Below are 24,283 nucleotides of genomic sequence, written 5' to 3' on the forward strand. Positions count from 1 at the left end.
CGGAAGCTATTGCGTAAAGGGTTATATGTTCGATGTGAACGAACCAATTCATACTACTGCCGAATATAACACAGACTCCCGCAGGCGTCGCCTTGACCGCATAGCAGGGGGATTGCATAGCATATGAAAACCGCCAACTTCTTTAGAAGTTTGCGGTTTTCATTTTATTCCACATAGAGTCCGAGTACACGCTCAAGTTCATCAAGAGTGGTCATTCCTGCGAGTGCTTTATAGAGGCCATCTTGTTGCATGGTAGGGATTCCTTGAGGCTTTGCTGCAGCGAGAATAGCCACTTCACGTGAGTCCGAAAGCACAACATTTTCTACTGCTTCATCAACTTGGATTGCTTCAAATACTCCAACGCGTCCTTTGTACCCATTCATGCCACACGCCTCACAACCCTTTGCGTCAAAGACTGTTTGGATGGCAACTGGAGCCTCAAGTATTCGTTGAATCATTTTTAATTCCTCAGTGGTCATGTTGCGCTCTACTTTGCATTTGTCGCAAAGTACGCGCACCAGGCGCTGGCCTAAGATAATATTAAATGCGCTTCCAAACATGCGCGAGTCCATTCCCATGTCGATAAGGCGTGCAAAAGCCGCTGCAGCGCTATTGGTGTGGAGTGTAGAAAACACCAAGTGTCCCGTGAGCGCCGCGTGTACCACTGCTTCCATCACTTCACGATCGCGAATCTCACCTACAAGAATCACATCGGGGTCTTGGCGAAGAATTGCACGAAGGCCACTGGCAAAACTATATGCCGAGCTAATAGGGGTATGCACGACACCCTCGAGTTTATATTCAACAGGGTCTTCAAGGGTAATAATTTTAATTTCAGGAGTACTTACTGCTTTGAGGAATGAGTAGAGTGCGGTGGTTTTACCCGAGCCTGTAGGGCCGGTTGTCACAATAGCACCATTTGGTTGCTTTAACTCCTTGTCAATAATTTCTCGTAAACGAGGGCTCAGACCGAGTTTATCGATACTAAAGTTTGCCGATTTTTGGTCGAGAAGACGCATCACAATTGATTCTCCTTGCGCTCCTGGAATCACCGATGTACGAATTTCAATCTCACGACTACCGATGTCAATGGTAAAGCGTCCGTCTTGAGCAATATTCCGGACATTGAGCTTCACTCCTGCAAGCAATTTGATTCGTGAAATAATATGGGATGTGGCATCGCGATCAATATCTCCCACATCCATGAGTACTCCGTCAAGACGATAGCGTACCCGAGTGGAAGCGACCTCGGGTTCAATATGCACGTCTGAAGCCCAGAGAGCGAGTGCTCCACCAAAAAGAATTTCAATAATTCTACTCGTTCGATCTACATTATTTTCTCCTTGAATTTTGGCAAGCATACCACCGACATCAAAGTGTGAGTGTACGTCGCGCATAAACTCTTCAATCTTTTTTTCATTTACATCCAACACGCCACGAGTCTCGGCCAGCGCCTTTTCAGTGTCATGATAGTGCGCCCATGCCTGTGTAATGCTGTGGTGAGATGCAAGGTACAGTGTAGCGGAAAGACCCATCGTTTTTAATGTGTCGCTAATAGCGGGAATATCAGGGTGTTTTGGATTGGAGATAGCGACCGAAACCACGTTTCCTTTTTTGGCAAAAAGTGCACATTGAAAACGGGTTGACACCGCTTCAGGGAAAAGGCGAAGTACATCAACTTCCACTTTCGTCTCACTTAGATTCACATACGGGTAGCCATATTTTGGGGCCAATTGCCGCAAAAGTCGTTCTTCCTCAGTATGGTGAAGTTTGTCGATTTGAGTGTTGATACGAGAGTCATCAAATGTTGCCATAGGTATATGGTAGCACGCGAGCCCTTTAAATATGCAGAGAATAAGGCACTTTTTGGGGATTGTTGACTATTATACTATACTGTTTTATAATTTAAGTCGATTAACCTTTCCCAAAGGAGGGAATATGAAACGAGTTCTTTTAGTTTTAGTCTCAGCTTTAATGGTGAGCGGTTGTGTGGTTACTGCGCGCCATGCTCCTCAATACCAGTCGCACGATTCGTATTATCGTGAACGTGTCGTGGTTACACCACCACCTACGGTGTATCACATTGAACGGCGTGTGGTGATTGTGCCAGCACCTGACCAACGCTACCATCGCGATAATGGATATCGTGACCGACAGTACGGTCGACACTATAACCGCCAACACAATGAGGGTCGATGCATGAACACCCCTTACTGGCATAAGCATCACAAGAAGTATTGCCACTAAGGCGAACGAATGCTCAAGGCCGGTTGCTTAAAAGAATATCTTTTAAGAAACCGGCCTTTTCTTTTGCCCGCGCACTCCTTTTATTACATGGTAGAATGCTTTGTATGAAGGAGAAAGTTATCAATACAATCGAAGAACTCCATGCATTAGCGGAAGAGATTTTGGCGTCATGTTCTCCGAAGAGTACCGCGCAGGTACTCGCGCTTTCTGGCGACCTGGGTGCCGGGAAGACCGCATTTACAAAAGAACTTGCATCTCTCCTCGGCATCTCGTACGACATCACAAGTCCGACGTTTGTGATTATGAAGTCATATCCGATTCCTGCACATTCTTTTTTTAAAACACTCGTGCACATTGATGCATATCGCATTGAATCCGATGATGAAATGCGCGTTCTCGGGCTCGCGGAGATTTTGAGCGAGCCGACTAACCTCGTGTGTATCGAGTGGCCCGAGAAAATACAAGCACTCATTCCTAAAGACGCACACACTATCAACATTAGTCTCGTGGGTACTACCCGCACCATTACGTATGGCAACTAAAAAGAAAAATACAGAAGATGTAGAGACACTCGTGCTTCTCGACGCGCACGCGATTCTTCATCGTGCATACCATGCGCTTCCAGATTTTACTTCTCCAAAGGGCGAACCCACTGGGGCGCTCTATGGAGTGGTGAGTATGCTCCTCAAGATAGTGGAGGAGCTGAAACCCGACTACATAGTCGCGTGCTTTGACCTCCCTGAGCCCACCTATCGCCATGAGGTATACAAAGAATATAAAGCCGGACGTGCTAAAACAGAAGACGCACTCGTGGAGCAAATTATTCGCTCACGCGATATTTTTACCGCTTTTCACATACCCATGTATGAACTCGCAGGCTTTGAGGCTGACGATATGCTTGGCACCATCGTTGAGCAGACAAAAAATAATGCGAACCTCCGTGTCATTATCGCCTCGGGAGATATGGATACCCTGCAACTCGTCGATAAAAAGAAAGTACTCGTGTATACCCTCAAGAAGGGAATCAACGATACCGTACTTTACGACGAAGATGGTGTGAAAGGACGTTTCCAATTTGGCCCACTCCAAGTGCCCGACTACAAAGGTCTTCGTGGCGACCCTTCCGACAATATTCCGGGTATCAAAGGCATTGGTGAAAAAACTGCTACTGAACTCCTCATTCATTTTAAGACGGTTGAAGGAATATATAAGGCACTTAAAAAAGACGAAGGACTTCTTAAAAACGTGGGAATTAAAGAGCGTATGATTACGTTGCTTCGCGAAAATGAGGAGGAGGCTCTCTTTTCAAAAATGCTTGCAACAATTCGCCGTGATGCACCGATACACTTCACACTCCCCGAGCACACGTGGCGTGACCGTCTTGAAGCGGAGCCAGTGCTTACGCTCTTTGCAGAGCTTGGTTTCCGAACACTCGCGACACGTGTGCAGGCGCTTTTCAATATGCCCATCACCATGGAAGTATCAGTTCCAGAGGATGTCCCTTCTCTACGTATTCACGAAGTCTCGCTTGCGCTCTGGTTACTTTCTTCCGATACCACTAATCCCACCTATGATGACATTATGCAGTATGGACGAGTGCATGACCTCACTACATTTACCGAAATCGAAGCGCATATTTTTGCATCGCTTAAAACAGAAAACCTTGAAAAGGTCTACCGTGAAATTGAACTCCCGCTTATGCCGGTGTTGCGCGACATGGAACGTATCGGTATTCGTATTGACGGAGCACATCTCGCGACACTCTCAAAAAAAATTCATGCTGAGATTGAAATTTTAGAAAAAAAGATGTACGCGCATGTGGGGATGGAATTTAACATAAATTCACCGAAGCAACTCGGTGAGATTCTCTACGACCACCTCGGGCTTAAGCCAAAGAATCAAAGGCACACTGCCACCGGACAGCGCTCGACGCGCGAGTCTGAACTCGAAAAGATGCAGGGAATGCACCCTATTATCGAAGAGATTTTGCGCTATCGCGAAATTCAGAAATTAGTCTCGACATACATTGATACTATTCCCTCTATGGTAGGGGAGGACGGACGCCTCCACACCACATTTCTGCAGGCGGGTACCACCACAGGGCGCATGTCTTCACAGAATCCCAATATTCAAAACATTCCCGTACGTACAGAAGAGGGACGACAAATTAGGAAAGCGTTTATGGCCGACACAGGGTACACCCTCGTTTCTATCGACTATTCGCAAGTGGAATTGCGCATCGCAGCATTTCTTTCGGGTGATGCTAAACTCATTGAGATTTTTAAAAACGGTGAGGACGTGCACCAAGGGGTAGCAGCGCGTGTTTTTAATGTGGAACTTAGAGAGGTAACACCCGACATGCGACGCCAAGCAAAGGTGATTAACTTCGGTATTCTCTATGGTATGGGAGTGAATGCTCTTCGAGCAAATTTAGGAAATGACACGACACGCGCAGCAGCACAAGAATTTTTCAATGCCTACTTCAATACCTTCACCCGTCTTGCAGAATATCTCGAAGAAACAAAAGCCTTCGCCCGTGCAAACGGCTACACACTTACGTATTTTGGCCGCCGCAGACATTTCCCCGGAATGAACTCGAGTGCGCCATTTATACGTGCGCAGGCAGAGCGTATGGCTATTAATGCCCCGGTGCAGGGAACCTCGGCTGATATTATTCGTATTGCGATGGTGCAGATTCATGACTATCTCACAAAGGAAAAACTCACTGGCTCAGTACATATGATGCTTCAGGTACATGATGAACTTGTATTTGAAATTAAGGAAGCCATAGTACAGATGGTGGTGCCGAAACTGAAAAGTATTATGGAAGGAGTGCTTCCACTTAGTGAGACAAAAGAGGTTCCTATTCAGGCCGAAGTGAAAGTGGGGAAGAGTTGGGACGGTATGGTAAAACTATAAACATGCTCTACGTTTTTTTTGGAACCGATACTGAGGCAGTACGTACACGAGCGCGGGAGACAGTGGCTTCGCTTGGTGACACTGTGGGAGATCGCACACTCCGTATTTCCCCCGATACCTACGTGCCTGGTATGCTTGCTGATATTGCCGGAAGTGTCTCGCTCTTTGGAGATCCACAAGTTGTGGTGCTCGACATGTTTTCTGAAAATCAGGATGCGCTCACAGACGTGTGCGCACTTTTCCCCATACTTGCTGCTTCCCTACATACGTTTGTACTTATTGAGGGCGTACTTCCTGTAGCGATACAAAAAGAGTGCAAAGCACATGCAAACGTTTTTGAAGAGATAAAAAAAGAGGCCGAGAAACTCGATGTGTTTGCACTTTGTGACGCGCTTATAGCACGCGATAAAAAACGCCTGTGGCTCCTCTTTATTTCACTCACACGCGAAGGGGTACGTGTGGAAGAAATCATTGGCATCCTTCTGTGGCAACTTAAGTTACTTCGCCTCGCGGAACGCACAGGAAGCTCGGAGGAAGCAGGGCAAAAATCATATCCATATCAAAAAGCAAAACGCGCGCTCAGCGCTTTTAAAAAAGGAGAAGTGGACACATTTTCGCGCGCGCTCCTTATCATCTACCACGAAGGTCATGCCGGAAAGCGCGACACCACACTCGCTCTTGAAGCGTGGATATTGGGTATTTAAAAAGAAATCTTAATAGCTGCTTATTCCAGTAAACTCTCCAAAACGATAGAGAATCTTCTTTTTCATTTCTGTATCACGGTACGTCTCATAGTCTGTGGTGTATGTGCGCCCATTTTCATTGCTCCACTCCATCTCAAAAAATGATTCTATCTCTGAAAAAAGTGGCTCAGGAGTCGTGCCACGCACGAGTACATCAGCTTCAAGATTAAAGTTGTCTATGTTGCGGCGAGTGAGATTGGCTGAGCCCTGTACTACGACACGCGCATCGCCTTTTTTGAATATGAGTAGTTTTGTGTGACATTGCTCACCATGAGTGTCGCACCAGCGAATACTCGTATTTCCCTTTGAGTGCAAGAGAAGTTCATGGGCCACTTGCCTGTTAGGCACACCACCCTTTTGACGTCCAAAGGCATCTTTGTTGGGGTCGAGGATGAGGCGAATATGCACTCCCCGCGCATCAGCCTCTTTGAGTGCGTCTATAATGTCGCGGTCAGAAAAGTAGAACATAGCCATATCAAATGAGTCTCCTGCGTTTAGTTCTTTCAACTCATAGAGAATCGCCACTTTAATACTTTTTTCAGTTAAAAGTTGCGCCCCAAGATTTGCGTTTGATACTTCAGAATCGGTAATAGATGTTGGCGGGGTAAAAGTATGTCCAGAAAAAATAACAACAGCTTTTTCACTTTCTATTACATCACGCCACATTCCTCTATCAACGCGGAGTGCGGTGTTGGTATGGGCACTCGAGCCGTCGTGAGGATTTGCGGAGGTGAGGAGTACATTCATGCCCCGAGAGCCATCTGGGCGGAGGTAATCTGTCGCAATTACTTTGCGATGATTTGCTTTGAAATTGAGCATGGTGAGATATGCATGAATGCCAACATCCTCTTTACGTGCATCAAGGAGGTTGGGGAGAACGTCGCCCACAACGCCGAAGGGTATCCACCACAAAATACTTCTCCAGAGTGCACTGTAGAGGGGGTTGCTGTCGCGGAGTGTAGTGAGTTTTGTTTCAGTGACGATGATACCTGCATCTTTGAGAGTTTGTAATTGTTTCGAATCATACTCCCCGTAGAGTGAATTGAGTGGGTCGGTTATGACTTGGATGACGGTGTTGGGGTCTTCGCTTTTTTTAGCAACAAGCGTGTCAATGAGTTCTCCTGAAAGTCCGCGATAGGAAGAGGTGGCGGTGCCAAGAAAATCATTAAAAAGAAACATATCAATGAGCACGTACGAGTCTGCATCCCGCACCATACGAAATATTTCATCAAATATTTCTTGTTCAGAATGACGTGTGCCCGCAGCGTCCACATAGGTGGTGTCGGTGAAGAAGTGTACGTCTTCTCTCGTAACAGGATATTCGGTACCGCGCATGTTGACGTTGTGGGGAAGGGGTTTGTAGACGTTATAGAATCCTATAACGCACACGAGGACACAAAGACCGAGTATGATTTTCTTTCGCATACACTATTGTACCAGTATTGGTTGGGGTGTTTTGGTTTGTAATTGGTCGTCATAAGTCTCTAAGTATTTTTTTTCATTGCGCATCACCAGGGAATCGGTCATTACATGACCAGTAAATCTTACAGATTCCGTTTAGGTTGTAGGAAATTTTGACAAATTTCGACAACCTTCAAAAACGAATCGTTTTTGCCTTGTGGGTATTTTGCTTCGTTATCACTCGCAAAATCCCTCGCAAGGTCTTCGATCCCTGGCCGCGAGCAAAACAAATTGCTCGCTTGGGCGGACTAATTTAAAAAACCACACGTGACTTCTGTTAAAGGGATTCTGTGTCTTCACAGATTACTAACTATAATTATTCACTTCGTTCTAATTCTAGTAAGTATCTGCGAACCCGCCTCGCGGTTTTTCTTTTTTGAAAAAGAAAAACATCGCTGCGGCTCGGACAACTAAAAAACAGTGCGCAGGCACTGTTTTTCTTTACGTTGTCCGCCCACCAGGGATCGAACCTGGGACCTTCTCCTTAAAAGGGAGCTGCTCTACCGGCTGAGCTATGGGCGGAAAAGTGTGGGACACTTTTCCGGACCTTTAGTGGAATTTTCGACCAAAGGGAGAAAATACCCTAAAGGTGTACAGCGCCTGTGTGGCGTTCTTGCGAACGATAAGGCGGATGGTTCTTACGGCTACTGAAATGAAAACGCGCATTTCTGCGCACAAAAACTATACCACAATCAGGAACCTTGTCTATTAGATAGGCAGATCAAAAGCAAAGAGACCGGCGCCGGTAATGAGGAGGGAGAGCGAAATAAAAAAGAGTAAAACATAGGTAAGTCGAGAAGGGATGAGTGGATGGGTAAAACGTTTGTGCATCATAATAAACTTCAGTGAAAGTACCATACTGAGTATGGCTGCTAATTGAGTGAGAAAGCCCACCAAAAATAGTGTTCCTATAATTATTTCCACTATACCGAGATACCACGCAAAGAAAAGTCCATACGGGAAAATGCCAGAGGATAAGGTGTCTTTGAGTGCATGGCGGTTCCGAATATGAATAATCCCGAGACGTATGAGTATAAAACCTACACTGACACGCAAAAGAAGGTAGGCAAACGGTGCGAGAAATTGAATAGGAAAGAGATTGAGCATGTGTACATTTAGTGTATCATTCTTCTATCTATGTCTACGTTTGTTATTCTTCACAATATACGAAGCGCCCATAATGTGGGATCGGTCTTTCGAAGTGCAGATGGAGCAGGGGTGTCTAAAATATTTCTCACGGGGTACACACCTGCTCCCGTCGATCGCTTTGGCAGGGAGCGCGAAGAGATTTTGAAAACTTCTCTTGGTGCTACCCACACCGTGCCGTACGAAGTTGTTTCTGATATCCAAACACTCATTACTCAGCTTGGGGAAGAAGGGGTGACACTTGTAGCGGTAGAGCAAACTTCGCATGCGATTCCCTATACCTCCTATGCTCCACAAGGAGATATCGCATATATTTTTGGGAATGAAATAACTGGCGTGGAACCCGAAGTACTTGCATATGCACCCGTACATATTCAGATTCCTATGAGTGGTTTGAAGGAATCGCTTAATGTCTCGGTGTGTGCTGGGGTAATTCTTTTTCATGTACGAGATATACGTGCATGAGTGATTGCGTACCGCAACGCTAGGTGTACGATAAGAGAAAGTATTTATTCACTAGCACTATGTTGTATGGATTTTCTCAATAAGTTTAATCTCACGAATGCTCAAATTTTAAAATTTGCTGGACTTGCTCTACTTGGGTTTATTGGTCTCACTATTTTTATAAATGTGTTTTCAAACGGGCTTGGTATGAGCGGAAATACAATAAGTATGCCGCAGGGTACACCGTATGCTTCACCTGATATGTATTATGGAGAGGCAAAACAGTCCAATCTTTCCATACGCAATGTTACGGGAGGAATGGAGCCTCAAGTGGAGGACAGTTACACATCTGGAGATGATGGTGAAGCATATGAGGTAAAGGAATATGGCGCCACCATAGAAACGAGAAATCATGAAATAGAGTGCGCGGCAGTACATGCACTCAAAGCACGTACTGATGTCATTTTCCAGAATGCAAATGAGTACGATAGGGGATGTTCCTACGTCTTCAAGGTGAAAAAAGAAAGTGTTGAGGAAATTCTCGGTATCGTGAAAGAACTTAATCCAAAGGAACTCACTGAAGCAAGTTATACGATACAGAAGGAAGTTGAAGACTACACGAGTGAAATTCAAATACTTCAAAACAAACTCGCATCACTCGATAAGACGCTTGCCGATGCAATTCTTTCATATGAAAACATCACTGCGCTTGCGACGAATGCGGGAAACGTCGATAGTTTGGCAAAGATTATTGAAAGCAAACTCACCATCATTGAACGTCTTACCTCAGCACGTATTGAAACGAGTAACTCTCTCGAGCGCATGAATCGCTCGAAGGCAGAAGCACTCGATAGACTCTTGTACACGTATTTCACGGTTTCAGTATATGAAAACAAGTTTGTCGACGGGGAAGAAATAACAAACTCATGGAAGGTTGCCGTACAACAATTTGTACGCGATACAAACAATGCGGTGCAGGACATCAGTATTGGACTCGTGTACTTCATGCTCATGATTGTGAAGATAGGACTCTACTTTGTCATAGGACTCTTCGCAGTCCGCTTTGCATGGATGTTCGCTAAGCGCATCTGGAAAAGTGGAGAGGGGGCGTAGTACGGAAACCCTGAATAAAGAAAAGTCCCGCACGCCTTTGGCGTGCGGGACTTTTCTTATGGACTCCTATTCTTTTCCAAAAAGTGTATCCATCTCCTGTTGTACTACTTTCGCGTCACTCCAAGGTGTCTTGGTGTTGTGGGGGCCCATGATATAGGGGTCAGTGCCTTTCCCTGAGATAATCACCACACTCCCATCCGGCGCTTCCTCAAGTGCGGTATGAATCGCGGTCCGTCTATCCATGATAATTTTGAGTTTTGATTCATCTTCAATACCCCGTACCATTTCATCAATAATTTTATTTGGGTCCTCATCATAAGGGTCCTCATTCGTAAGAATCACACGGTCACAATATTTCCCCGCAATACGACCCATTTCGGGACGTTTCCAAGTATCACGTCCGCCACCAGTGTTGCCGAGAATACAAATCTTCGTTTCTTTTTCGAACGCTTGATAGAGTTTCTCAAGTGAGTCGGGAGTGTGTGCATAGTCCACAACAGCAGTTATTTTACGCGACGCACCCTTGGGTGATTTAAATCTTTCTACGCGGCCTTTAATGGGTGCAAGTTTTGCAAGCGCCGCATGTATTGTTTTTATGGGTACCCCGAGCGCGCGGGTACAGGTGATAGCCGCGAGGGTGTTATACACATTAAAAAGTCCAATGAGTGGCACCCGCAGTGTGGTGCCTTGCATTATAAGGCTAATATCATCCTTGTTGAGGGTGTGGAGTTCGGTATCAGAAAGTCCGTAGGGAAGAGAGTGTTCCACTTTTGCTTCAAGGAACCGCGCCCCTTGATCGTCATCCCTGTTTGCAATTATGTATCGCGGACGTTTTTGTGATTCTTCAAGTGCATGTGCTATTTCAAGTTTTGCAGCAATATACTTTTCGTATGAGCCATGTGACTCAATGTGTTCGGGAGAAATATTGGTAAAGACGAGTGCATCGAGGTGAATGAACTTGTGTCGATACTGGAGGACTCCTTGTGAGGTCATCTCCACAATCGCAATATCACACCCCGCATTCACCGCGTCACGAAGAAATCGGTGAATAAAGAAGCGTCCCGGCATGGTCATCTTATACATATTGCGCTCGCTCTTTTCTCCTATCTTAAACCGAATCGTGCCTGCTATCGCAGTACGTCTTCCATCGGCTTCAAAAATAGCATTGAGGAGCTCCACTACCGTGGACTTTCCCTTAGTGCCCGTCACCCCCACTACGGTAATTTCTTTTGAAGGGAAGCGGTAATATGCAGCGCCAATAAGTGCAAGGGCGTAGTGATAGAGTGGCTGCAAGAGTCTGAAAAGGTGTGTGGGAATAAGGCGCTTTATGTAATAGAGAAATGTATCCATAGGTAATAATTTATATGCTCAGTATACCCATTTTGCTCTGGGTATCAAAAAGGCTATGCACTAATGGTTTTGAGAGCGTACTTTATACGCATGTTGGTGTCGGTGATGTCGGTAGGGATTTTTTGGACTGCAGTGAGTGCGTCACGCTGCGAGTAGCCAAGTGTCATGAGTGCGTCGAGAATGTCAGAATCTTGCTGATTGCCCCGTGTCTCGCCACCAAAGATTTCATCACCAAAAACGTCGGTGAGCCCCATCACAATTTTCTCCGCACTTTTCTTTCCAATGCCCGACATCTTTGAAAGATAGACAGGGTCGTTGGTCTGCACGGCTTTTTTAATCGTCGTGATATCTGCTTGCGAGAGAATTTGTATAGCGGTCTTGGGGCCTATTTTAGGAAGCTTAATAAGGTGCTCAAACATCGAAAGAGCGTCAGGAGCGGTAAAGCCATAGAGGTCTTGAGCATTTTCACGCACTGCAAGATGTGTATGAAGCGTTGCCTGTGTCCCGAGTGCAAAGCCACTGCTACTTGTTACTGACACACGATACCCAACCCCGCCTACCATAATCACAATATGTAATGGTTGTACTTCTATTATCTCCCCCACAAGTCGTGCAATCATAATATGTATAGTATTGCATACCTCCCTCCCATTGCCAAAACCCCCTCCATACAGTATAGTAGCGCCCAATATGGCTATCACACGTAACGCAAAGAAAGCACACCGCGCAGCGCAAAATAAGCGCGTGTTTAACATCCGTACAAAGACTATCGTCCACGACGTCGTCAAAGACTTCCGTACCAATGTAACCAAAGGAGCAGTAACAGAAGCAGAAGCATTACTCCCAAGCGTATTCAAAGCAATAGACAAAGCAGCAAAGCGTGGCGTCATCAAAGACAACACTGCAAGCAGGAAGAAGTCACGTCTTGTTGCGTCACTCAGGAAGGTAGTAGTGAAGTAGATATAATTCAAACCCCCGCGGCAAAGCCGCGGGGGTTTTGCGTATTCTTTTACCTGCGCTACTATAGTATTGCCTATGCGGGTATCGTTCAGTGGCAGGATGATTGCTTCCCAAGCAATAAACGGGAGTTCGATTCTCCCTACCCGCACTTATTCTTCAAAGCAAGCATCAGACGCGTGAGAAAGTGCAGTGCACTTTCACCACAAGAGTACTTCAATTTTTATGGTCGTTATACTCCCTAAAAATTTGGTCGTGCAAGACTTTGAGCAGTTGCTGCGCGACCAGATTTTCGTTTAGAAAATCGAAGTACTCTTGTGGTGAAAAGTGTACAGTCTCTGTAAGAGATTCGATTCTCGCATCCCGCACTCTTTAGTGAGACAAACCCAAGTGGTGTAAATTAGTATCTAGTTTTAAAATTCCTCAATCTATGTCAATATTGTGCATATGATCAAATTTAATGAAGTAACTTGGTATTCAAAATTTGCGGCAATTATTTTCTTCATCGGAGTGCTTCCTGCCCTTGCTTTTTACATTGGAACTCAATATCAACTTGCGACAAATATAGATCATTTGCAGAACAATGTTACAGATGTAAATCCAAGTGATGTAAAAACAATAAATCCCATAATCACTCATACTGCTTCTTCTGCGCCAACATACATACAAAAATTGACTTGTCATGATACTCCTCATTATTTTGTAATTACTCATCCACTCGAAGATCCTGGGGAAGCAATTCTTATAAAACAGAAGATAAATGAAAATCAAAAAATAGACTGTGTGTATACCGTTGAAAAAGAAGATTTTGAGATTATGTATGAGAATTTTCTGGCTATAGAAAGTAATTTTCTAATCACTGATTCGGGAACCGCTCCCGGCATTCGCGGTCTCCAAATTTATGACCTGAATTCTAAAAAAGAAGTTCTCAATGGTAGTTATTCAAAACCCATTGAGATTAAGAATGGAGCACTAACATATTGGCATGCTACAGATGAAGTCGCTACTAAGAGTAACTGTTCAAAACTAGACGAATACGCTGAGCAGGGAGCATATATAGAAAATCGTGTGACATTAATTCTTCCAGATATGACCCAAAAAGATTTGGGTGAAAAACGCTGTTCTCTAAGAAATTAATTCTGATGGAGGAGTGTCAATTGGAGACATAAAAATGACTCAATGGACGATTACAGAATTTCCCCGTGTCTTATCAGGTACCTTGAAGGAGTACTAATGCTTCAAATAAAGAAAGGAGTGTAGCGATACGCTATACTTATGTATATGTATCATGGGTTAAGCACAGATGAAGTCGAGGTTCTTCAAAAACAATTTGGGAAGAATGCTTTGCCGCAAGCGCAGTCTCGGTTTTTAAAACTACTCGTTCGACAATTCAAGAGCGTTTTTATTATCCTCCTCATACTGGCGTCCGCAGTCACTTTTGCGCTCGGTGAACCATTTGACGCGAGTTTCATTCTTATTTTTGTATTTCTCGGTATTGGACTTAGTCTTTTTCAAGAATATAAATCAAATGCAGCCGCAGATAAACTCCAGTCGTATCTAGTGAAGACTATAACGGTGAGACGTAATGGGGAAGACGAGGAGGTGCCAGTGTCTGAACTGGTTCCTGGTGATATTTTGAAACTTGAATCAGGCGATATTGTGCCAGCAGATGCCGTCATCCGCCATGCACAGGGACTCCAAGTAGACGAAACTGCTTTCACAGGAGAAAGCGTCCCCGTATCAAAGGCTGCGGCAGAATCAAGTGAAACATTGGAAAATAATAAACTGCTTCAGGGTACTGTTATCGTCCGTGGGCTAGCCTACGCTGAAGTTACTGCCACAGGGTCACACACACGTCTTGCGCACATAGCACACACCGCCTCAAGTATCGAAAGTGTGAGCGAACTTACCAAAGGGGTAGATAAAATTAGTACGTTTATTTTACGGACGACACTGATAACACTGCTCTTTGTGGTGCTTGCAAATGTACTCATCGAGGGTGCAGGAGCAGATATACCTCATCTCCTTATCTTCGCAATTGCGCTCGCCGTTTCGGTGATACCCGAAGCATTACCGCTTGTGATGATGTTTTCGCTCTCACATGGAGCACTCAAACTCGCGAAGAATCATGTGATCGTAAAGCGCCTTTCTGCGGTACAAGACCTTGGTTCGATTGAACTTCTCTGCACCGATAAAACAGGTACCATTACTGAAAATAAACTGGTGTATAAAAACGAGTATATTATTCCGGAATGCCCCTTCCATCCTCTCGTGCTCTCTCAACTCGCTTCCCATGATCTTCACGAGCGTCACCCAGAACCCTTTGATCACGCAACGAAGGAGGCGCTTTCTGAAGATCATAAACGTACTATTGCCGAATATACACTCCTCGAAGAATATCCTTTTGATCCCGTGTTACGGAGTAACGGAGCGAAGGTCCGTCATCAAGGTGGCAACACTCTCAGTATCAGGCGGGGTAGCCCCGAGTACTTTATTAGTCAAGGGTTAGTGAATAGAGAACGAGTAGGGCAGTGGCTTTTTGATGAAGAACGTATGGGGCACCGTGTACTTGGAGTGAGTTACGACTATGGGAATAAACAACAATTTGGTGGCTTTGTATCATTTGCAGATACACTTAAAGAATCAACGACCGAGACTTTAAAACAGGCAAAGGAATTGAATGTCACCGTTACCATTATTACGGGTGATTCATACATGGTAGCAGAAGCGATAGGGAGGGAGGTGGGGCTCGTCACCCATCCTGAACACGTATGTGAGACGAGTACTTTTTTTGACCTCCCTACAGAAGAACAACATGCTCGCGTTGGCGACATTCGCGTGTTTGCACGGACCACTCCGGAACAAAAACTTTCGCTCATTTCTCTTCTCAAGGAAAAATACACTGTCGGTTTTTTGGGAGAGGGTATCAATGATGCTGCCGCACTTAAAGCGGCAAGCGTGTCGATGGTGGTACAGTCGGCATCAGATGTTGCGAGAGAGACTGCCGACATTATTCTTCTGAAATCCGACCTGCACGTTATTATTGATGGTATCCGCCTTGGACGTGAGACGCACGCCAATACGCTTAAATATATTCGTGCCACCCTTGTTTCAAACTTTGGTAATTTCTACGCGGTCGCGATTGGCTCATTGTTTATTACATTTCTTCCCATGCTCCCGAAGCAACTCCTTCTTCTGAATCTTTTATCTGACTTCCCCATGATGGCCGTTGCTTTTGATAGGGTGAGTAGGCGAGAGATATCACGACCGCAAAAGTATGATTTTCGCTCACTCTATATTATCTTCATTACGCTTGGATTGGTCAGTACTGTTTTTGACTTTATGTGGTTCGGAATCTTTTTCAAAGAAGGGCCCGCAGTGCTTCAGACTAACTGGTTCATCGCGAGTGTGATAACTGAAATAGCACTGTTGTTCTCTATTCGCTCCATGCTCCCTATCGAAAAAGCAGGCTTACCCGCACCCATCATTATGTGGCTTTCTGCACTTGCCTTTGTGGCAACAATTACGCTGCCTATAATCCCTATCACTGCACATTATTTTGAGTTTGCTACTCCGACTTGGGGGGACCTTGGTCTCATTATCACGCTCACCGGTGTGTACCTCGTAGTGACCGAAATGGTAAAACGCCCCGTAGCACGGTTTTTGAAAATGAGTTAAAACGATACTCCATATTGTTTTTTGTTCGCACACATACAAAAAACTGCCCGAAGGCAGTCTCTTGTATGTGTGCTCTCACCAGGGATCGAACTCTACGAGTTCAGTACCCGATGTGGATAATTTTGTTCGCCTTAGGGCTCCAAAATTATCTCGCATCGGCTTCGATCCGTCCTCCTGTTTGCTCACCGCAAACAGTTGCGGCTGGTGAGGGCCCAACTGAAAAAGCACCCGAAGGTGCTCTTTCATATGTGCTCTCACCAGGGATCGAACATTACATGTTCAGTACACCTTGTCGCTCTTTTGTTTCCCTTCGGTCACAAAAGTGCAGGCAAGGTCTTCGATCCCTTAAAAACAATACCCCGTATTGTTTTTTGTTCGCACATATACAAAAAACTGCCCGAAGGCAGTCTTTTATATATGTGCCCCCAGTAGGAATCGAACCATCTCGGTAGCCCTAGAGGGGTGACTTAGAATATAGAAATGAAAAAGGACGGAAACCACGAGTGATTTCCGTCCCTGACCGTAGGCGGCGGCTTGTTAGGCGCGCGGCCGGCGCAGTCCCCGCATGTAGACATCGTTGTGGCGACGCTTAAGCGGAGTGATGCTCACCTTCCGCAGATCGATGGCAGCCGATTCGGGGGGCTTCTGGGGTGTCGACGCAGTCGACGGGACAGTCTGTTGCATAAGAACCTCCATTGAGTTGCTAGACAAAGCAGACCATCTGCTCTCTAGTTTTTGTAGGATAGACTTATTTTCTCGCTCTGTCAATTGACATAATTGTAATGTGTGGTACTTTTTAATTCAGTTTTGTTTACTTTTTATGTTTTTTGAAAATTTAGATAGGAGTACCCATCATGTTCCCACAAATCAAAGACAGTATCTCTGTCTTATATCGAAAGGTTCGAGATACCTACGAAGTGAATTTTCTCTTCAATGCAAGTAGCGTAGTCCTCCCATTTCACCTTAACAAGGCAGCCTTTGACTGCTTGCAGTATCTCGATGGCTTGCATTCCATTGAAGAAATTGAAGCGAAGTCAAATCTTCCAGTTGCTGAAGTAAAAAGATTGGTATTGGCTTTGCAAAAAAGTCGTGTGCTAACTACAAGAAAGCAACTGGCTGTTATTAAGCAAGATAGGTTCGCAACGCAGCGTAACTTCTTTGCGGAATTTGAGACAAGAACTCAATCTCGCGAAGTTATGCAAGATCGGTTGCATCAGGCACGGGTTGCCATAATCGGCTTGGGTGGCATTGGCACTTGGGTTGCTCAAGGTCTCGCTCTTGCAGGTGTTCGCAACTTCGTCCTCGTTGACCCTGATGTCGTCGAATTATCAAACTTAAACAGGCAGTGCGTGTTTAATGTTGGCGACATCGGATCTTTGAAGGTTCAGGTGGCGGAGCAGAAACTTCGTACTACTGACCCTGAAATTTCAGTTCGAGGGGTCGTACGACGAGTTGTGTCAGTACGGGACTGCCTGGAGGAAATGAGAGATAGTAGCATAATCATCTCATGTGCAGATGATCCGAGCACCGATGCAGTGAATCGGATTGTTACCGAAGTTGGCTTTGAGCTGAACGTGCCTCATATTCTCTGCGGAGGATATGATGGTCATCTAAGCTTCATCGGGCCGACGGTCATTCCGGGAAAATCAGCTTGCTGGTTCTGTTATGAGTACGCGCTTGATAGACAACTTCATCGGGCCGAGTATCAGCAACTTGCCGTTACTAATGCGCATAGCAAAGGAGGAAATATCGCTGCAATCAGTGCGATAACAGCAAACTATCATGTGCTGGATGCACTGAAGGTCATTACCGGTTTCTTGAAGCCGACGATGACCAATAAGGCTGCGGAGTTGGATTTTCGTACCTACGATATCAACTTCCGTAAATTCAGAAAACGTCACACATGCCCATATTGCGGGCAGAAAAGAGGTGAGTAATGAGTATTGATTCGTATGTCGTATCAAAGCACCTCATGCTTGAAAGTGAAGATGGTGAGAATGGGGTTGTGATACACAATACTCGGACTGGCCATCGTCTTTCTTTGACTGAGGAATCTGTGAAGGTTCTTGAGGTTTTCCGTAGTGCCAAAAGCACGCAAGAAGCCGCAAGAGAGCTCGGTGTAGCTGAAGGTGAACTGTACGAGGAATTCCTGTCAATCATTGTTGCGTTTTCCGAAGCTTTCTTTCTTGTCTCTGTGACAGAGGGGAAGGCTGAAGAACCACTGTCTGTCGATAAGGACACCTTGTTTGTCAGTGCGCAAACACCCTTCGTGTACTGTCCTTCAGTCGACGTGGAGAACCTTGAAGAAGGGACAATTGTCGTTGCTGGCGTAAGTCTCGATCAGGCGACGACCGGTAATCCTGGCACTCGTCTTGGTCCTGACCGGCTTCGCGAAGTCTCGACAAAGTTTCTTGCATACGAGCGAGATATCTTCACAAGGAAAAGTCGGGGTTGGCACAACGCAGATCTCGGTACAGTAATCCTTGAAGGTGTTCCGTTTGGAGACCTAGGCAATGTCGCGTATCGAACCGGTGAGCCTTTAACTGCAGTGTACGAACGTTGCTACCGAGGTGCTCTGTTGTCACAACAGAGTGGTGCGCTCCCTGTGTTTATTGGGGGAGACCACTCAATTTCCGCTCCGCTTATCCGTGCGTGCGCAGAAGTCCATAGGGAAGTTGTCATTATCCACTTGGACGCACATACAGATATGGGTGAGTGGGAAGTTGGTTCTGAACATCATCATGGAAACGTCATGCGGCGAATGTTGTATGAAAACCCGACCGTGTGTCTGTTGCAGTTCGGGGTACGTGGCTTTGCCGGAGCTCCGCTTGGTGAAGTTCGTTGTGAGACGACAACCCAAGCAAGCATTGAAGAAGATATGGAACACGTGCTGCAAACTCAAGTACCAAAGGGGAAGAAATGTTACATTAGCCTCGATGTTGATGTGATTGATCCTTCCTTTGCGCCTGGGACAGGCACGCCAGTTCCGCTTGGGATGAACCCAAGAACTCTTCTGAAATTGCTCCGAGCGGTGGCAGAAAATAACCAAATTGTCGGCATGGATGTTGTTGAATTGAGTCCATCGCTTGATAGAGATGACATGACAACCAGCTTGGTCTTCCATGTTCTCATGAAAGTGTTGTACTGGATCACCTTAAAAAAGTGACCCTACGTTCTATTTGAAAGACCCGAGGCCTTCTTTGGCCCTCGGGTTTTCTTTTATATTTTAGAAGCAACACACATCCAGCGCAGTTGAATGTCTGATTTTGACTCGGGGTATATCGGTACTTCCTGTCTCGCTTCATAGTCTAGCCAAAACCTGAGGAATTTTATTTTTCCCATTTTGAGTATTTCACCCGTCGTTGGTTCAGCAAGATAAATATGGTCTTTATCTACTTTGTCTAAAACACTAAGGTGCCCAATGTATCCTTCTAGCATCCAAGAGAGGATAATAGCCGAATCTTTAGTGTTAAGTTCCATCAATTTTTCCCAGGAAGTGTTTTTAAAGACTTTTGTTTTGAGTCCGTAGTGCTGTAGCACATTCACCAGTTGTTTGTTGTATATACCTCCTTCCTTTTTGTAGTTAGTGACCTTAGTGATATCTGCGACTGTATGGGGTATATCAAAGTATTTCAGAGTCATTTCAATACTTGTAGGTCCGCAGGCACTAGCATCTCGTTGTTTTATAGGGGTTATCTTTGTACTTTTCATACAACCACTCGTTACTGCTTAACAATACTGAAATGATGGATGTTAATCCTCTTTCCACTTTTTACACGCGCTGACTCAAAAAGACCATCTTGTTTAAAGCCGACTTTTTCTAAAGCCTTCATCATTGGAGTGTTTCCTTCTTCTACCTCGGCACTAATAGTATAGATGTTCAGGTGTGCAAAAGAATAGTCAACCAAGGCGGTAATAACTTCAGTTGCTATTCCCTTACCCCAATAATTTTTATCGCCGATGACAATACCGAGATTTGCTACTCCGTGATACTCATTAAAATCGGTGAGTGCGACAGTTCCAATGGTTATCCCTGCGATTGCTTCAATTGACCAATAGAAACCCTCTTCGTCATTTTCGCACTCAGTAATGTATTCATACTGTGCAGCGATGTCCTGCACTGCACTTCGTGGTTCTGGCATAAACGCTTGTACCTCAGGGTCAATATCCCATGTTTGCCACAGCTCAGCATCACTCGTCTTAAACGGTCGCAGTAAATAAGATTCAGATTTTATTGTGGGTACTTTCATAAGTATGAGTATAGCAAATTTGTCCTGCGTTTAAATCTCAATTTAAAAATCAGAAAATACACCAGGTTTGATTCCTTTCGGGGTCGAAATTCTTTGGTATGAAAATATCCTTATTTTAGGCCTTTCGGTAGGCCTCGCTAGACTGTGCTCTCACCAGGGATCGAACCTGGATCTTAGGTACCGCAAACCTAAATTCTATCCATTAAACTATGAGAGCGGGGACGGTGACGATTCTACCACAGAGAATTGCATTTGATAAGCCTCGCATGAAATGCGGGGCTTATGTGGCAGATTTAGAATCCTAAATACTCCATGAGTTTGTGCGAGAAGGGTTCTTCAAGATGTTCTATCGGTAGCCTAGGACCCACAAGACGTTCTATATCATCGACATATTCTTCGGGAAGGGGAATGATAATGAGTGACATGAAAAGTTTTTTGGATTTAAAAATGACTTGTGGGCCTTGTGAATTATTTTCATCAACGCAATATGATTCGAGGGTGGTGTATGGATAGAGTTCATCACCAACACGAATACCACGGGTGAGGATCTCAAAAGGAATAATGCGTGGTGGCTTGTTGCCATTAAGAAAAATTACCATCGCGGCAAGAAGAATCACTATGCCAAAAAGCGCGTTTCCAAAAATAATACTGGTAACTGAACCAGCAACGGCAATAATGCCAAGTGCCCAAAACCAATCATGAGATTTTTCAATGTGGGTGTGCTCAGGCGCTTCCCAATAGAGGGTTGATGTATTGTCATTCATGAGATAATTGTAGCATAGCATTTTTTGTGTTTGCATCTTATACACGTATAAAAAACACAGGCATGTGATGCATGCCTGTGGATTATTTTTTTGCATCTACGAAGCTGTTTCGTAATGTGAAACCTGGGTAAGTGGATGGTATTTCATTTTTGTGATATCAGTTATACCTACCAACGTGTCGAGAGACAGCTCGTCTGCAAAGGGTTCAAGTGCTTGTTTTGCTACTATGGCAAAGTATTTTGCTTTTGCAATTGCAACTCCTCGTTCTGCAGTGTCGACGTACGGAGCGGATATAAGGAGTAGCGCACCACCAGCCTTTAGAGCAGGGTTGCTTTTAAAATTGTTGAGCACAATCCTACCCGCAACTTCAACTGCCTCACGCCACGTACCGCCCGTATGTCCGTAGGGACCAATAATGAGCGCACGATTAGGGAGATGGAGCCAGTCAAAACCACGCCCCACACCGATAATGTTTTCGTTGTGGACGAGTTCAAGAACAGGGCGCCCCTCTTTTTTTATGCGTGCAACATGTTCACGATTGTTGAGTACAAGAGGGAGTAGGTCTCTAAGAATTTCCTCGGGTACCTCTGGGTAGAGTGTACGGAGCCGATGAGTCAACTCTGCATCTGAGAAATTGATACAGTCTGCAATGGAGAGTTCTTCACCGTTGTTTCCGCACAAAATGAGTGCATCTTCGTCGGTCTCCACACCCACTACAATCGCTGAGATGGCAGAATTATGCATGCCAAAAATCTCATCAAACTCATGCTTGAGTGTAAATGCTCCTTCGCGTGATGCCGCAATATTGTACTTGTGTCCCGCACATCCCCGATGGTCGTTGTGTTCCTTTGAGAAGTGGAACGTGCAGAGTGCGAGTGAGGAATGTCCTTCGCGTGCGACACGCTCCACCGCATCAAGTACCAAACGACCAAGGTATGGGTCACCCATGGTGAATATTCCACCAATGTTACGAAAAGGCTTTAAGATACCCATCGGTACACCCGTGATAAGCGGGAGATTAATTCGCCCATCCATGCATTTAAAGACAAGTATTTGTGTGGGATGCTTACCCGCATGACGAATACGGTCGTAGTACGCACCAGTGGTGTCGAATGCTCTATTGCGCTCTTCGTTGAGACTAAGAATTTCCGCTTTGAGACCCATGATTTTTTCCTCTCGTGTTATTAGATAATGAACTATGTAAAAAGAACTGAATCTCCGTTGAATGTGCAGTAAAACGGAACATTCAACGGAGATAATACGTGTAGTTGTACTACAAAATATAAAAATTGTGAAGTACAACAAGATTCATTGTATTCAAGAAGTGATACGTAGAGTCAATCTTGCATCTTTTTGCTATACTCATCGCATATGAAACACTTCAATGTGCGGTGCAGGGGGATTATTCTTCATGAGGGGAAGATGCTTATGGTGCGGCATCCACACCATCCTACTGATGTCGTCCTTCCGGGCGGACATTTGGAATTTGGTGAAGACCCTAAGGAATGTATACATAGAGAATTAGTGGAAGAACTCGGTGTGGTGCCGGTGATTGGGAGACTTCTCTACGTAAATACATTTATGGATAAGGAAGATAGGCAGCCAGTTGAGTTTTTCTTTGAGATTATGAATGGTGATGCGTATCTTAACTGCCACCTTCTCACCCGGACCCACGCACACGAACTCGTGGACATTGTGTGGGTAGCACCGACTGACGATGTACATATTTTGCCAGAAGCATTGGGAGAAGATTTTAGGACACGTGGAGTTCTTGGTGACGAAGTGCGGTTTATGAAGGGGTAGTGAGGTACAGAGGAAGAGTAATGAAACACAAAAGGGTCGCGAGCGAAGCTCGCGACCCTTTTAATATTTGTAATACCTACCATCCCAAATGCTTCATCGCATCCATGACGCGCACAAACCCACCAACATTTGCACCCTTCACATAATCAACACGATCACCCTCTTTCCCATATTGGACACAGGTTGCATGAATGCGTTCCATAATGAGACGGAGTTCTGCATCTACTTCATCAGTAGTCCACTGCGTGTGTCCTGCATTTTGGCTCATCTCTAGACCAGAGACCGCCACCCCACCCGCATTCACTGCTTTTGAAGGACCAAAAAGAATGCCAGCATGCTGGAATGTGTGGATTGCCTCAAGTGTGGAAGGCATGTTGGCACCTTCAGCAACAAGGAGTGCACCATTGGCGAGCATTGCTTTCGCATCAGCCTCATCAATTTCATTTTGTGTTGCTGCGGGCATGTATACCTCTGCAGCAACAGTCTGCCATGGCGTGCCCTCGTGATACTTTACCCCTTCCGGAAGCATGATGTCTTTCAGTGCCCCTTTGTTTTCCTTATGCTCTTTAACCATATCAATACATTCGCGTGTGAGTCCTTTATCACTATAGAGGTATCCTTCTCGGTCTGAGAGTGTGAGAGGAAATGCTCCTTCAGTAAGAAGTTTCTCAGCAATATGCGTGGCGACATTGCCAGAACCCGAAACAACAACACGCATATCTTTGAGGTTCTTGCCCGCATAAGCGAGCATGTTCTTTACAAAATATACAGCGCCGTACCCCGTTGCTTCAGTACGAATGAATGATCCGCCATACCCCGTACCTTTTCCGGTAAGGGTACCGTCGACGCGGTTTTGGAGTCTTTTATACGCGCCATAGAGATAGCCGATTTCACGACCTCCCACACCAATGTCGCCCGCAGGCACATCGGTGTTCGCACCAATGTACCGAGAAAGTTCAGTCATAAAGGCAACACAGAAACGACGCACCTCCGAGTCACTTTTCCCCTTGGGGTCAAAGTCGCTACCACCCTTACCACCACCAAGCGGGAGGCCGGTGAGTGCGTTTTTGAATATTTGTTCAAAACCCAAGAATTTGAGTACGTCCTCATTGACTGAGGAGTCAAAGCGGAGCCCTCCCTTGTATGGACCCAGAGCAGAATTGAACTGTACACGATACCCAATGTTGGTACGTATTGCTCCGTCATCTCCTTCCCAGACAACTTTAAAGACAATCATACGTTCGGGGATAGTGAGACGTTCGAGACGAGCGTATATTTCTTCACTCGTGTTCTGTGCGGCGAGGTAGGGAATGACACTGTCAAGAAACTCGGTGAGTGCCGCACGAAAAAGTGGTTGGTGCGTGTACTTGTCGGTGATGGCGTGTATTGAGTGTTCCATGGTATTCAA

At 45.3% G+C, this 24,283-nt stretch carries 22 protein-coding genes and 3 tRNA genes; 13 read left to right on the forward strand and 12 right to left on the reverse strand.

The annotated features are described in order from the left end of the window. Window positions 1-164 precede the first annotated feature (164 nt). Window positions 165-1,814 (reverse strand): type II/IV secretion system protein, encoded by a 1,650-nt coding sequence (locus tag IPH92_04205; GenBank protein QQR64736.1) that lies wholly within the window; start codon window positions 1,812-1,814, stop codon window positions 165-167. A gap of 124 nt (window positions 1,815-1,938) precedes the next feature. Between IPH92_04205 and IPH92_04210 the strand changes: the two genes are divergently transcribed. The 4 genes from IPH92_04210 (at window position 1,939) to IPH92_04225 (ending at window position 5,870) form a co-directional block, all read left to right on the forward strand. Further along, entirely contained in the window at window positions 1,939-2,247 is a 309-nt protein-coding gene (locus tag IPH92_04210; protein ID QQR64737.1) for a membrane lipoprotein lipid attachment site-containing protein, read from the forward strand. Between the two features lie 104 nt (window positions 2,248-2,351). Beyond that, window positions 2,352-2,789 carry a tRNA (adenosine(37)-N6)-threonylcarbamoyltransferase complex ATPase subunit type 1 TsaE gene (gene tsaE, locus IPH92_04215; GenBank protein ID QQR64738.1) on the forward strand — a complete coding sequence of 146 codons (438 nt, stop codon included), beginning with the start codon at window positions 2,352-2,354 and terminating at the stop codon, window positions 2,787-2,789. After that, entirely contained in the window at window positions 2,779-5,166 is a 2,388-nt protein-coding gene (locus IPH92_04220) for a hypothetical protein (GenBank protein ID QQR64739.1), read from the forward strand. Before tsaE ends, IPH92_04220 begins: the two co-directional genes overlap by 11 nt. 2 nt (window positions 5,167-5,168) lie before the next feature. Then, on the forward strand, window positions 5,169-5,870 hold the full coding sequence (locus IPH92_04225) for a hypothetical protein (GenBank protein ID QQR64740.1): 702 nt from the start codon (window positions 5,169-5,171) through the stop codon (window positions 5,868-5,870). 9 nt (window positions 5,871-5,879) lie between these two features. On the opposite strand, the gene IPH92_04230 is transcribed toward IPH92_04225, so the two are convergent. From IPH92_04230 to IPH92_04240, 3 genes are all read right to left on the reverse strand, one after another. Then, the gene (locus IPH92_04230; GenBank protein ID QQR64741.1) at window positions 5,880-7,334 is read right to left on the reverse strand and encodes a phospholipase; all 1,455 of its coding nucleotides are present in this window, start codon (window positions 7,332-7,334) and stop codon (window positions 5,880-5,882) included. A gap of 485 nt (window positions 7,335-7,819) precedes the next feature. Beyond that, window positions 7,820-7,892: transfer RNA gene (locus IPH92_04235), tRNA-Lys, on the reverse strand. Window positions 7,893-8,078: 186 nt separating this feature from the next. After that, a complete protein-coding gene (locus IPH92_04240) occupies window positions 8,079-8,477 on the reverse strand; it encodes a DoxX family membrane protein (GenBank protein ID QQR64742.1) in 399 nt (132 codons plus the stop codon). Between the two features lie 30 nt (window positions 8,478-8,507). Between IPH92_04240 and IPH92_04245 the strand changes: the two genes are divergently transcribed. Then, the gene (locus IPH92_04245; protein ID QQR64743.1) at window positions 8,508-8,981 is read left to right on the forward strand and encodes a TrmH family RNA methyltransferase; all 474 of its coding nucleotides are present in this window, start codon (window positions 8,508-8,510) and stop codon (window positions 8,979-8,981) included. A 66-nt stretch (window positions 8,982-9,047) separates the two neighbouring features. Continuing rightward, window positions 9,048-10,073 (forward strand): hypothetical protein, encoded by a 1,026-nt coding sequence (locus IPH92_04250; protein QQR64744.1) that lies wholly within the window; start codon window positions 9,048-9,050, stop codon window positions 10,071-10,073. Window positions 10,074-10,139: 66 nt separating this feature from the next. On the opposite strand, the gene IPH92_04255 is transcribed toward IPH92_04250, so the two are convergent. Together IPH92_04255 and ruvA are read right to left on the reverse strand one after the other, a co-directional pair. Continuing rightward, on the reverse strand, window positions 10,140-11,423 hold the full coding sequence (locus IPH92_04255) for a UDP-N-acetylmuramoyl-L-alanyl-D-glutamate--2,6-diaminopimelate ligase (protein ID QQR64745.1): 1,284 nt from the start codon (window positions 11,421-11,423) through the stop codon (window positions 10,140-10,142). Between the two features lie 53 nt (window positions 11,424-11,476). Next, complete coding sequence (gene ruvA / locus IPH92_04260) at window positions 11,477-12,043, reverse strand: Holliday junction branch migration protein RuvA (GenBank protein ID QQR64746.1); 567 nt, start codon at window positions 12,041-12,043, stop codon at window positions 11,477-11,479. 70 nt (window positions 12,044-12,113) lie between these two features. On the opposite strand from ruvA, the gene rpsT reads away from it, so the two are divergent. The 6 genes from rpsT to IPH92_04290 all read left to right on the forward strand — a co-directional run bounded on the left by rpsT (window position 12,114) and on the right by IPH92_04290 (window position 19,224). Continuing rightward, window positions 12,114-12,383 carry a 30S ribosomal protein S20 gene (gene rpsT / locus IPH92_04265; GenBank protein QQR64747.1) on the forward strand — a complete coding sequence of 90 codons (270 nt, stop codon included), beginning with the start codon at window positions 12,114-12,116 and terminating at the stop codon, window positions 12,381-12,383. A gap of 77 nt (window positions 12,384-12,460) precedes the next feature. Further along, window positions 12,461-12,531: transfer RNA gene (locus IPH92_04270), tRNA-Gly, on the forward strand. A gap of 296 nt (window positions 12,532-12,827) precedes the next feature. After that, the gene (locus IPH92_04275) at window positions 12,828-13,517 is read left to right on the forward strand and encodes a hypothetical protein (GenBank protein QQR64748.1); all 690 of its coding nucleotides are present in this window, start codon (window positions 12,828-12,830) and stop codon (window positions 13,515-13,517) included. 144 nt (window positions 13,518-13,661) lie between these two features. Next, window positions 13,662-16,058, forward strand: a complete 2,397-nt coding sequence (locus tag IPH92_04280; protein QQR64749.1) for an HAD-IC family P-type ATPase — start codon at window positions 13,662-13,664, stop codon at window positions 16,056-16,058. Window positions 16,059-16,912: 854 nt separating this feature from the next. After that, window positions 16,913-17,995 carry a TOMM precursor leader peptide-binding protein gene (locus tag IPH92_04285; GenBank protein ID QQR64750.1) on the forward strand — a complete coding sequence of 361 codons (1,083 nt, stop codon included), beginning with the start codon at window positions 16,913-16,915 and terminating at the stop codon, window positions 17,993-17,995. Then, window positions 17,995-19,224 (forward strand): arginase family protein, encoded by a 1,230-nt coding sequence (locus IPH92_04290; GenBank protein ID QQR64751.1) that lies wholly within the window; start codon window positions 17,995-17,997, stop codon window positions 19,222-19,224. The genes IPH92_04285 and IPH92_04290 overlap by 1 nt, the downstream gene beginning before the upstream one ends. Window positions 19,225-19,277: 53 nt before the next feature. Here IPH92_04290 and IPH92_04295 read toward each other — a convergent pair whose 3' ends face one another. From IPH92_04295 to IPH92_04315, 5 genes are all read right to left on the reverse strand, one after another. Further along, on the reverse strand, window positions 19,278-19,769 hold the full coding sequence (locus IPH92_04295) for a C39 family peptidase (protein QQR64752.1): 492 nt from the start codon (window positions 19,767-19,769) through the stop codon (window positions 19,278-19,280). An 11-nt stretch (window positions 19,770-19,780) separates the two neighbouring features. Next, a complete protein-coding gene (locus tag IPH92_04300) occupies window positions 19,781-20,308 on the reverse strand; it encodes a GNAT family N-acetyltransferase (GenBank protein ID QQR64753.1) in 528 nt (175 codons plus the stop codon). A gap of 145 nt (window positions 20,309-20,453) precedes the next feature. Continuing rightward, a tRNA-Arg gene (locus IPH92_04305) sits at window positions 20,454-20,525 on the reverse strand. A 76-nt stretch (window positions 20,526-20,601) separates the two neighbouring features. After that, the gene (locus tag IPH92_04310) at window positions 20,602-21,072 is read right to left on the reverse strand and encodes a hypothetical protein (protein QQR64754.1); all 471 of its coding nucleotides are present in this window, start codon (window positions 21,070-21,072) and stop codon (window positions 20,602-20,604) included. Between the two features lie 96 nt (window positions 21,073-21,168). Beyond that, complete coding sequence (locus IPH92_04315) at window positions 21,169-22,236, reverse strand: hypothetical protein (GenBank protein ID QQR64755.1); 1,068 nt, start codon at window positions 22,234-22,236, stop codon at window positions 21,169-21,171. A 207-nt stretch (window positions 22,237-22,443) separates the two neighbouring features. Between IPH92_04315 and IPH92_04320 the strand changes: the two genes are divergently transcribed. Further along, window positions 22,444-22,875, forward strand: coding sequence for an NUDIX domain-containing protein (locus IPH92_04320; GenBank protein ID QQR64756.1), 432 nt, complete (start codon window positions 22,444-22,446; stop codon window positions 22,873-22,875). A gap of 76 nt (window positions 22,876-22,951) precedes the next feature. Here IPH92_04320 and gdhA read toward each other — a convergent pair whose 3' ends face one another. Continuing rightward, window positions 22,952-24,274: an NADP-specific glutamate dehydrogenase gene (gdhA, locus tag IPH92_04325; protein ID QQR64757.1), complete on the reverse strand. Its 1,323-nt coding sequence runs from the start codon at window positions 24,272-24,274 to the stop codon at window positions 22,952-22,954. Between the last annotated feature and the right edge of the window lie 9 nt (window positions 24,275-24,283).

Source organism: Candidatus Kaiserbacteria bacterium, assembly GCA_016699245.1.
In the GTDB taxonomy this organism is placed as follows: Bacteria; Patescibacteriota; Minisyncoccia; order Phycocordibacterales; family UBA918; genus Damh-18.

What these genes read in the sequence shown, in the direction of transcription:
- IPH92_04315 (QQR64755.1), bottom strand. Translation starts at nt 22,236, where the DNA reads ATGGGTCTCAAAGCGGAAATTCTTAGTCTCAACGAAGAGCGCAATAGA.
- IPH92_04310 (QQR64754.1), bottom strand. Translation starts at nt 21,072, where the DNA reads ATGAATGACAATACATCAACCCTCTATTGGGAAGCGCCTGAGCACACC.
- IPH92_04295 (QQR64752.1), bottom strand. Translation starts at nt 19,769, where the DNA reads ATGAAAAGTACAAAGATAACCCCTATAAAACAACGAGATGCTAGTGCC.
- ruvA (QQR64746.1), bottom strand. Translation starts at nt 12,043, where the DNA reads ATGATTGCACGACTTGTGGGGGAGATAATAGAAGTACAACCATTACAT.
- IPH92_04250 (QQR64744.1), top strand. Translation starts at nt 9,048, where the DNA reads ATGGATTTTCTCAATAAGTTTAATCTCACGAATGCTCAAATTTTAAAA.
- IPH92_04245 (QQR64743.1), top strand. Translation starts at nt 8,508, where the DNA reads ATGTCTACGTTTGTTATTCTTCACAATATACGAAGCGCCCATAATGTG.
- IPH92_04280 (QQR64749.1), top strand. Translation starts at nt 13,662, where the DNA reads ATGTATCATGGGTTAAGCACAGATGAAGTCGAGGTTCTTCAAAAACAA.
- IPH92_04320 (QQR64756.1), top strand. Translation starts at nt 22,444, where the DNA reads ATGAAACACTTCAATGTGCGGTGCAGGGGGATTATTCTTCATGAGGGG.
- IPH92_04275 (QQR64748.1), top strand. Translation starts at nt 12,828, where the DNA reads ATGATCAAATTTAATGAAGTAACTTGGTATTCAAAATTTGCGGCAATT.
- IPH92_04220 (QQR64739.1), top strand. Translation starts at nt 2,779, where the DNA reads ATGGCAACTAAAAAGAAAAATACAGAAGATGTAGAGACACTCGTGCTT.
- IPH92_04210 (QQR64737.1), top strand. Translation starts at nt 1,939, where the DNA reads ATGAAACGAGTTCTTTTAGTTTTAGTCTCAGCTTTAATGGTGAGCGGT.
- IPH92_04230 (QQR64741.1), bottom strand. Translation starts at nt 7,334, where the DNA reads ATGCGAAAGAAAATCATACTCGGTCTTTGTGTCCTCGTGTGCGTTATA.
- IPH92_04240 (QQR64742.1), bottom strand. Translation starts at nt 8,477, where the DNA reads ATGCTCAATCTCTTTCCTATTCAATTTCTCGCACCGTTTGCCTACCTT.
- gdhA (QQR64757.1), bottom strand. Translation starts at nt 24,274, where the DNA reads ATGGAACACTCAATACACGCCATCACCGACAAGTACACGCACCAACCA.
- IPH92_04205 (QQR64736.1), bottom strand. Translation starts at nt 1,814, where the DNA reads ATGGCAACATTTGATGACTCTCGTATCAACACTCAAATCGACAAACTT.
- IPH92_04255 (QQR64745.1), bottom strand. Translation starts at nt 11,423, where the DNA reads ATGGATACATTTCTCTATTACATAAAGCGCCTTATTCCCACACACCTT.
- rpsT (QQR64747.1), top strand. Translation starts at nt 12,114, where the DNA reads ATGGCTATCACACGTAACGCAAAGAAAGCACACCGCGCAGCGCAAAAT.
- IPH92_04285 (QQR64750.1), top strand. Translation starts at nt 16,913, where the DNA reads ATGTTCCCACAAATCAAAGACAGTATCTCTGTCTTATATCGAAAGGTT.
- IPH92_04225 (QQR64740.1), top strand. Translation starts at nt 5,169, where the DNA reads ATGCTCTACGTTTTTTTTGGAACCGATACTGAGGCAGTACGTACACGA.
- IPH92_04300 (QQR64753.1), bottom strand. Translation starts at nt 20,308, where the DNA reads ATGAAAGTACCCACAATAAAATCTGAATCTTATTTACTGCGACCGTTT.
- IPH92_04290 (QQR64751.1), top strand. Translation starts at nt 17,995, where the DNA reads ATGAGTATTGATTCGTATGTCGTATCAAAGCACCTCATGCTTGAAAGT.
- tsaE (QQR64738.1), top strand. Translation starts at nt 2,352, where the DNA reads ATGAAGGAGAAAGTTATCAATACAATCGAAGAACTCCATGCATTAGCG.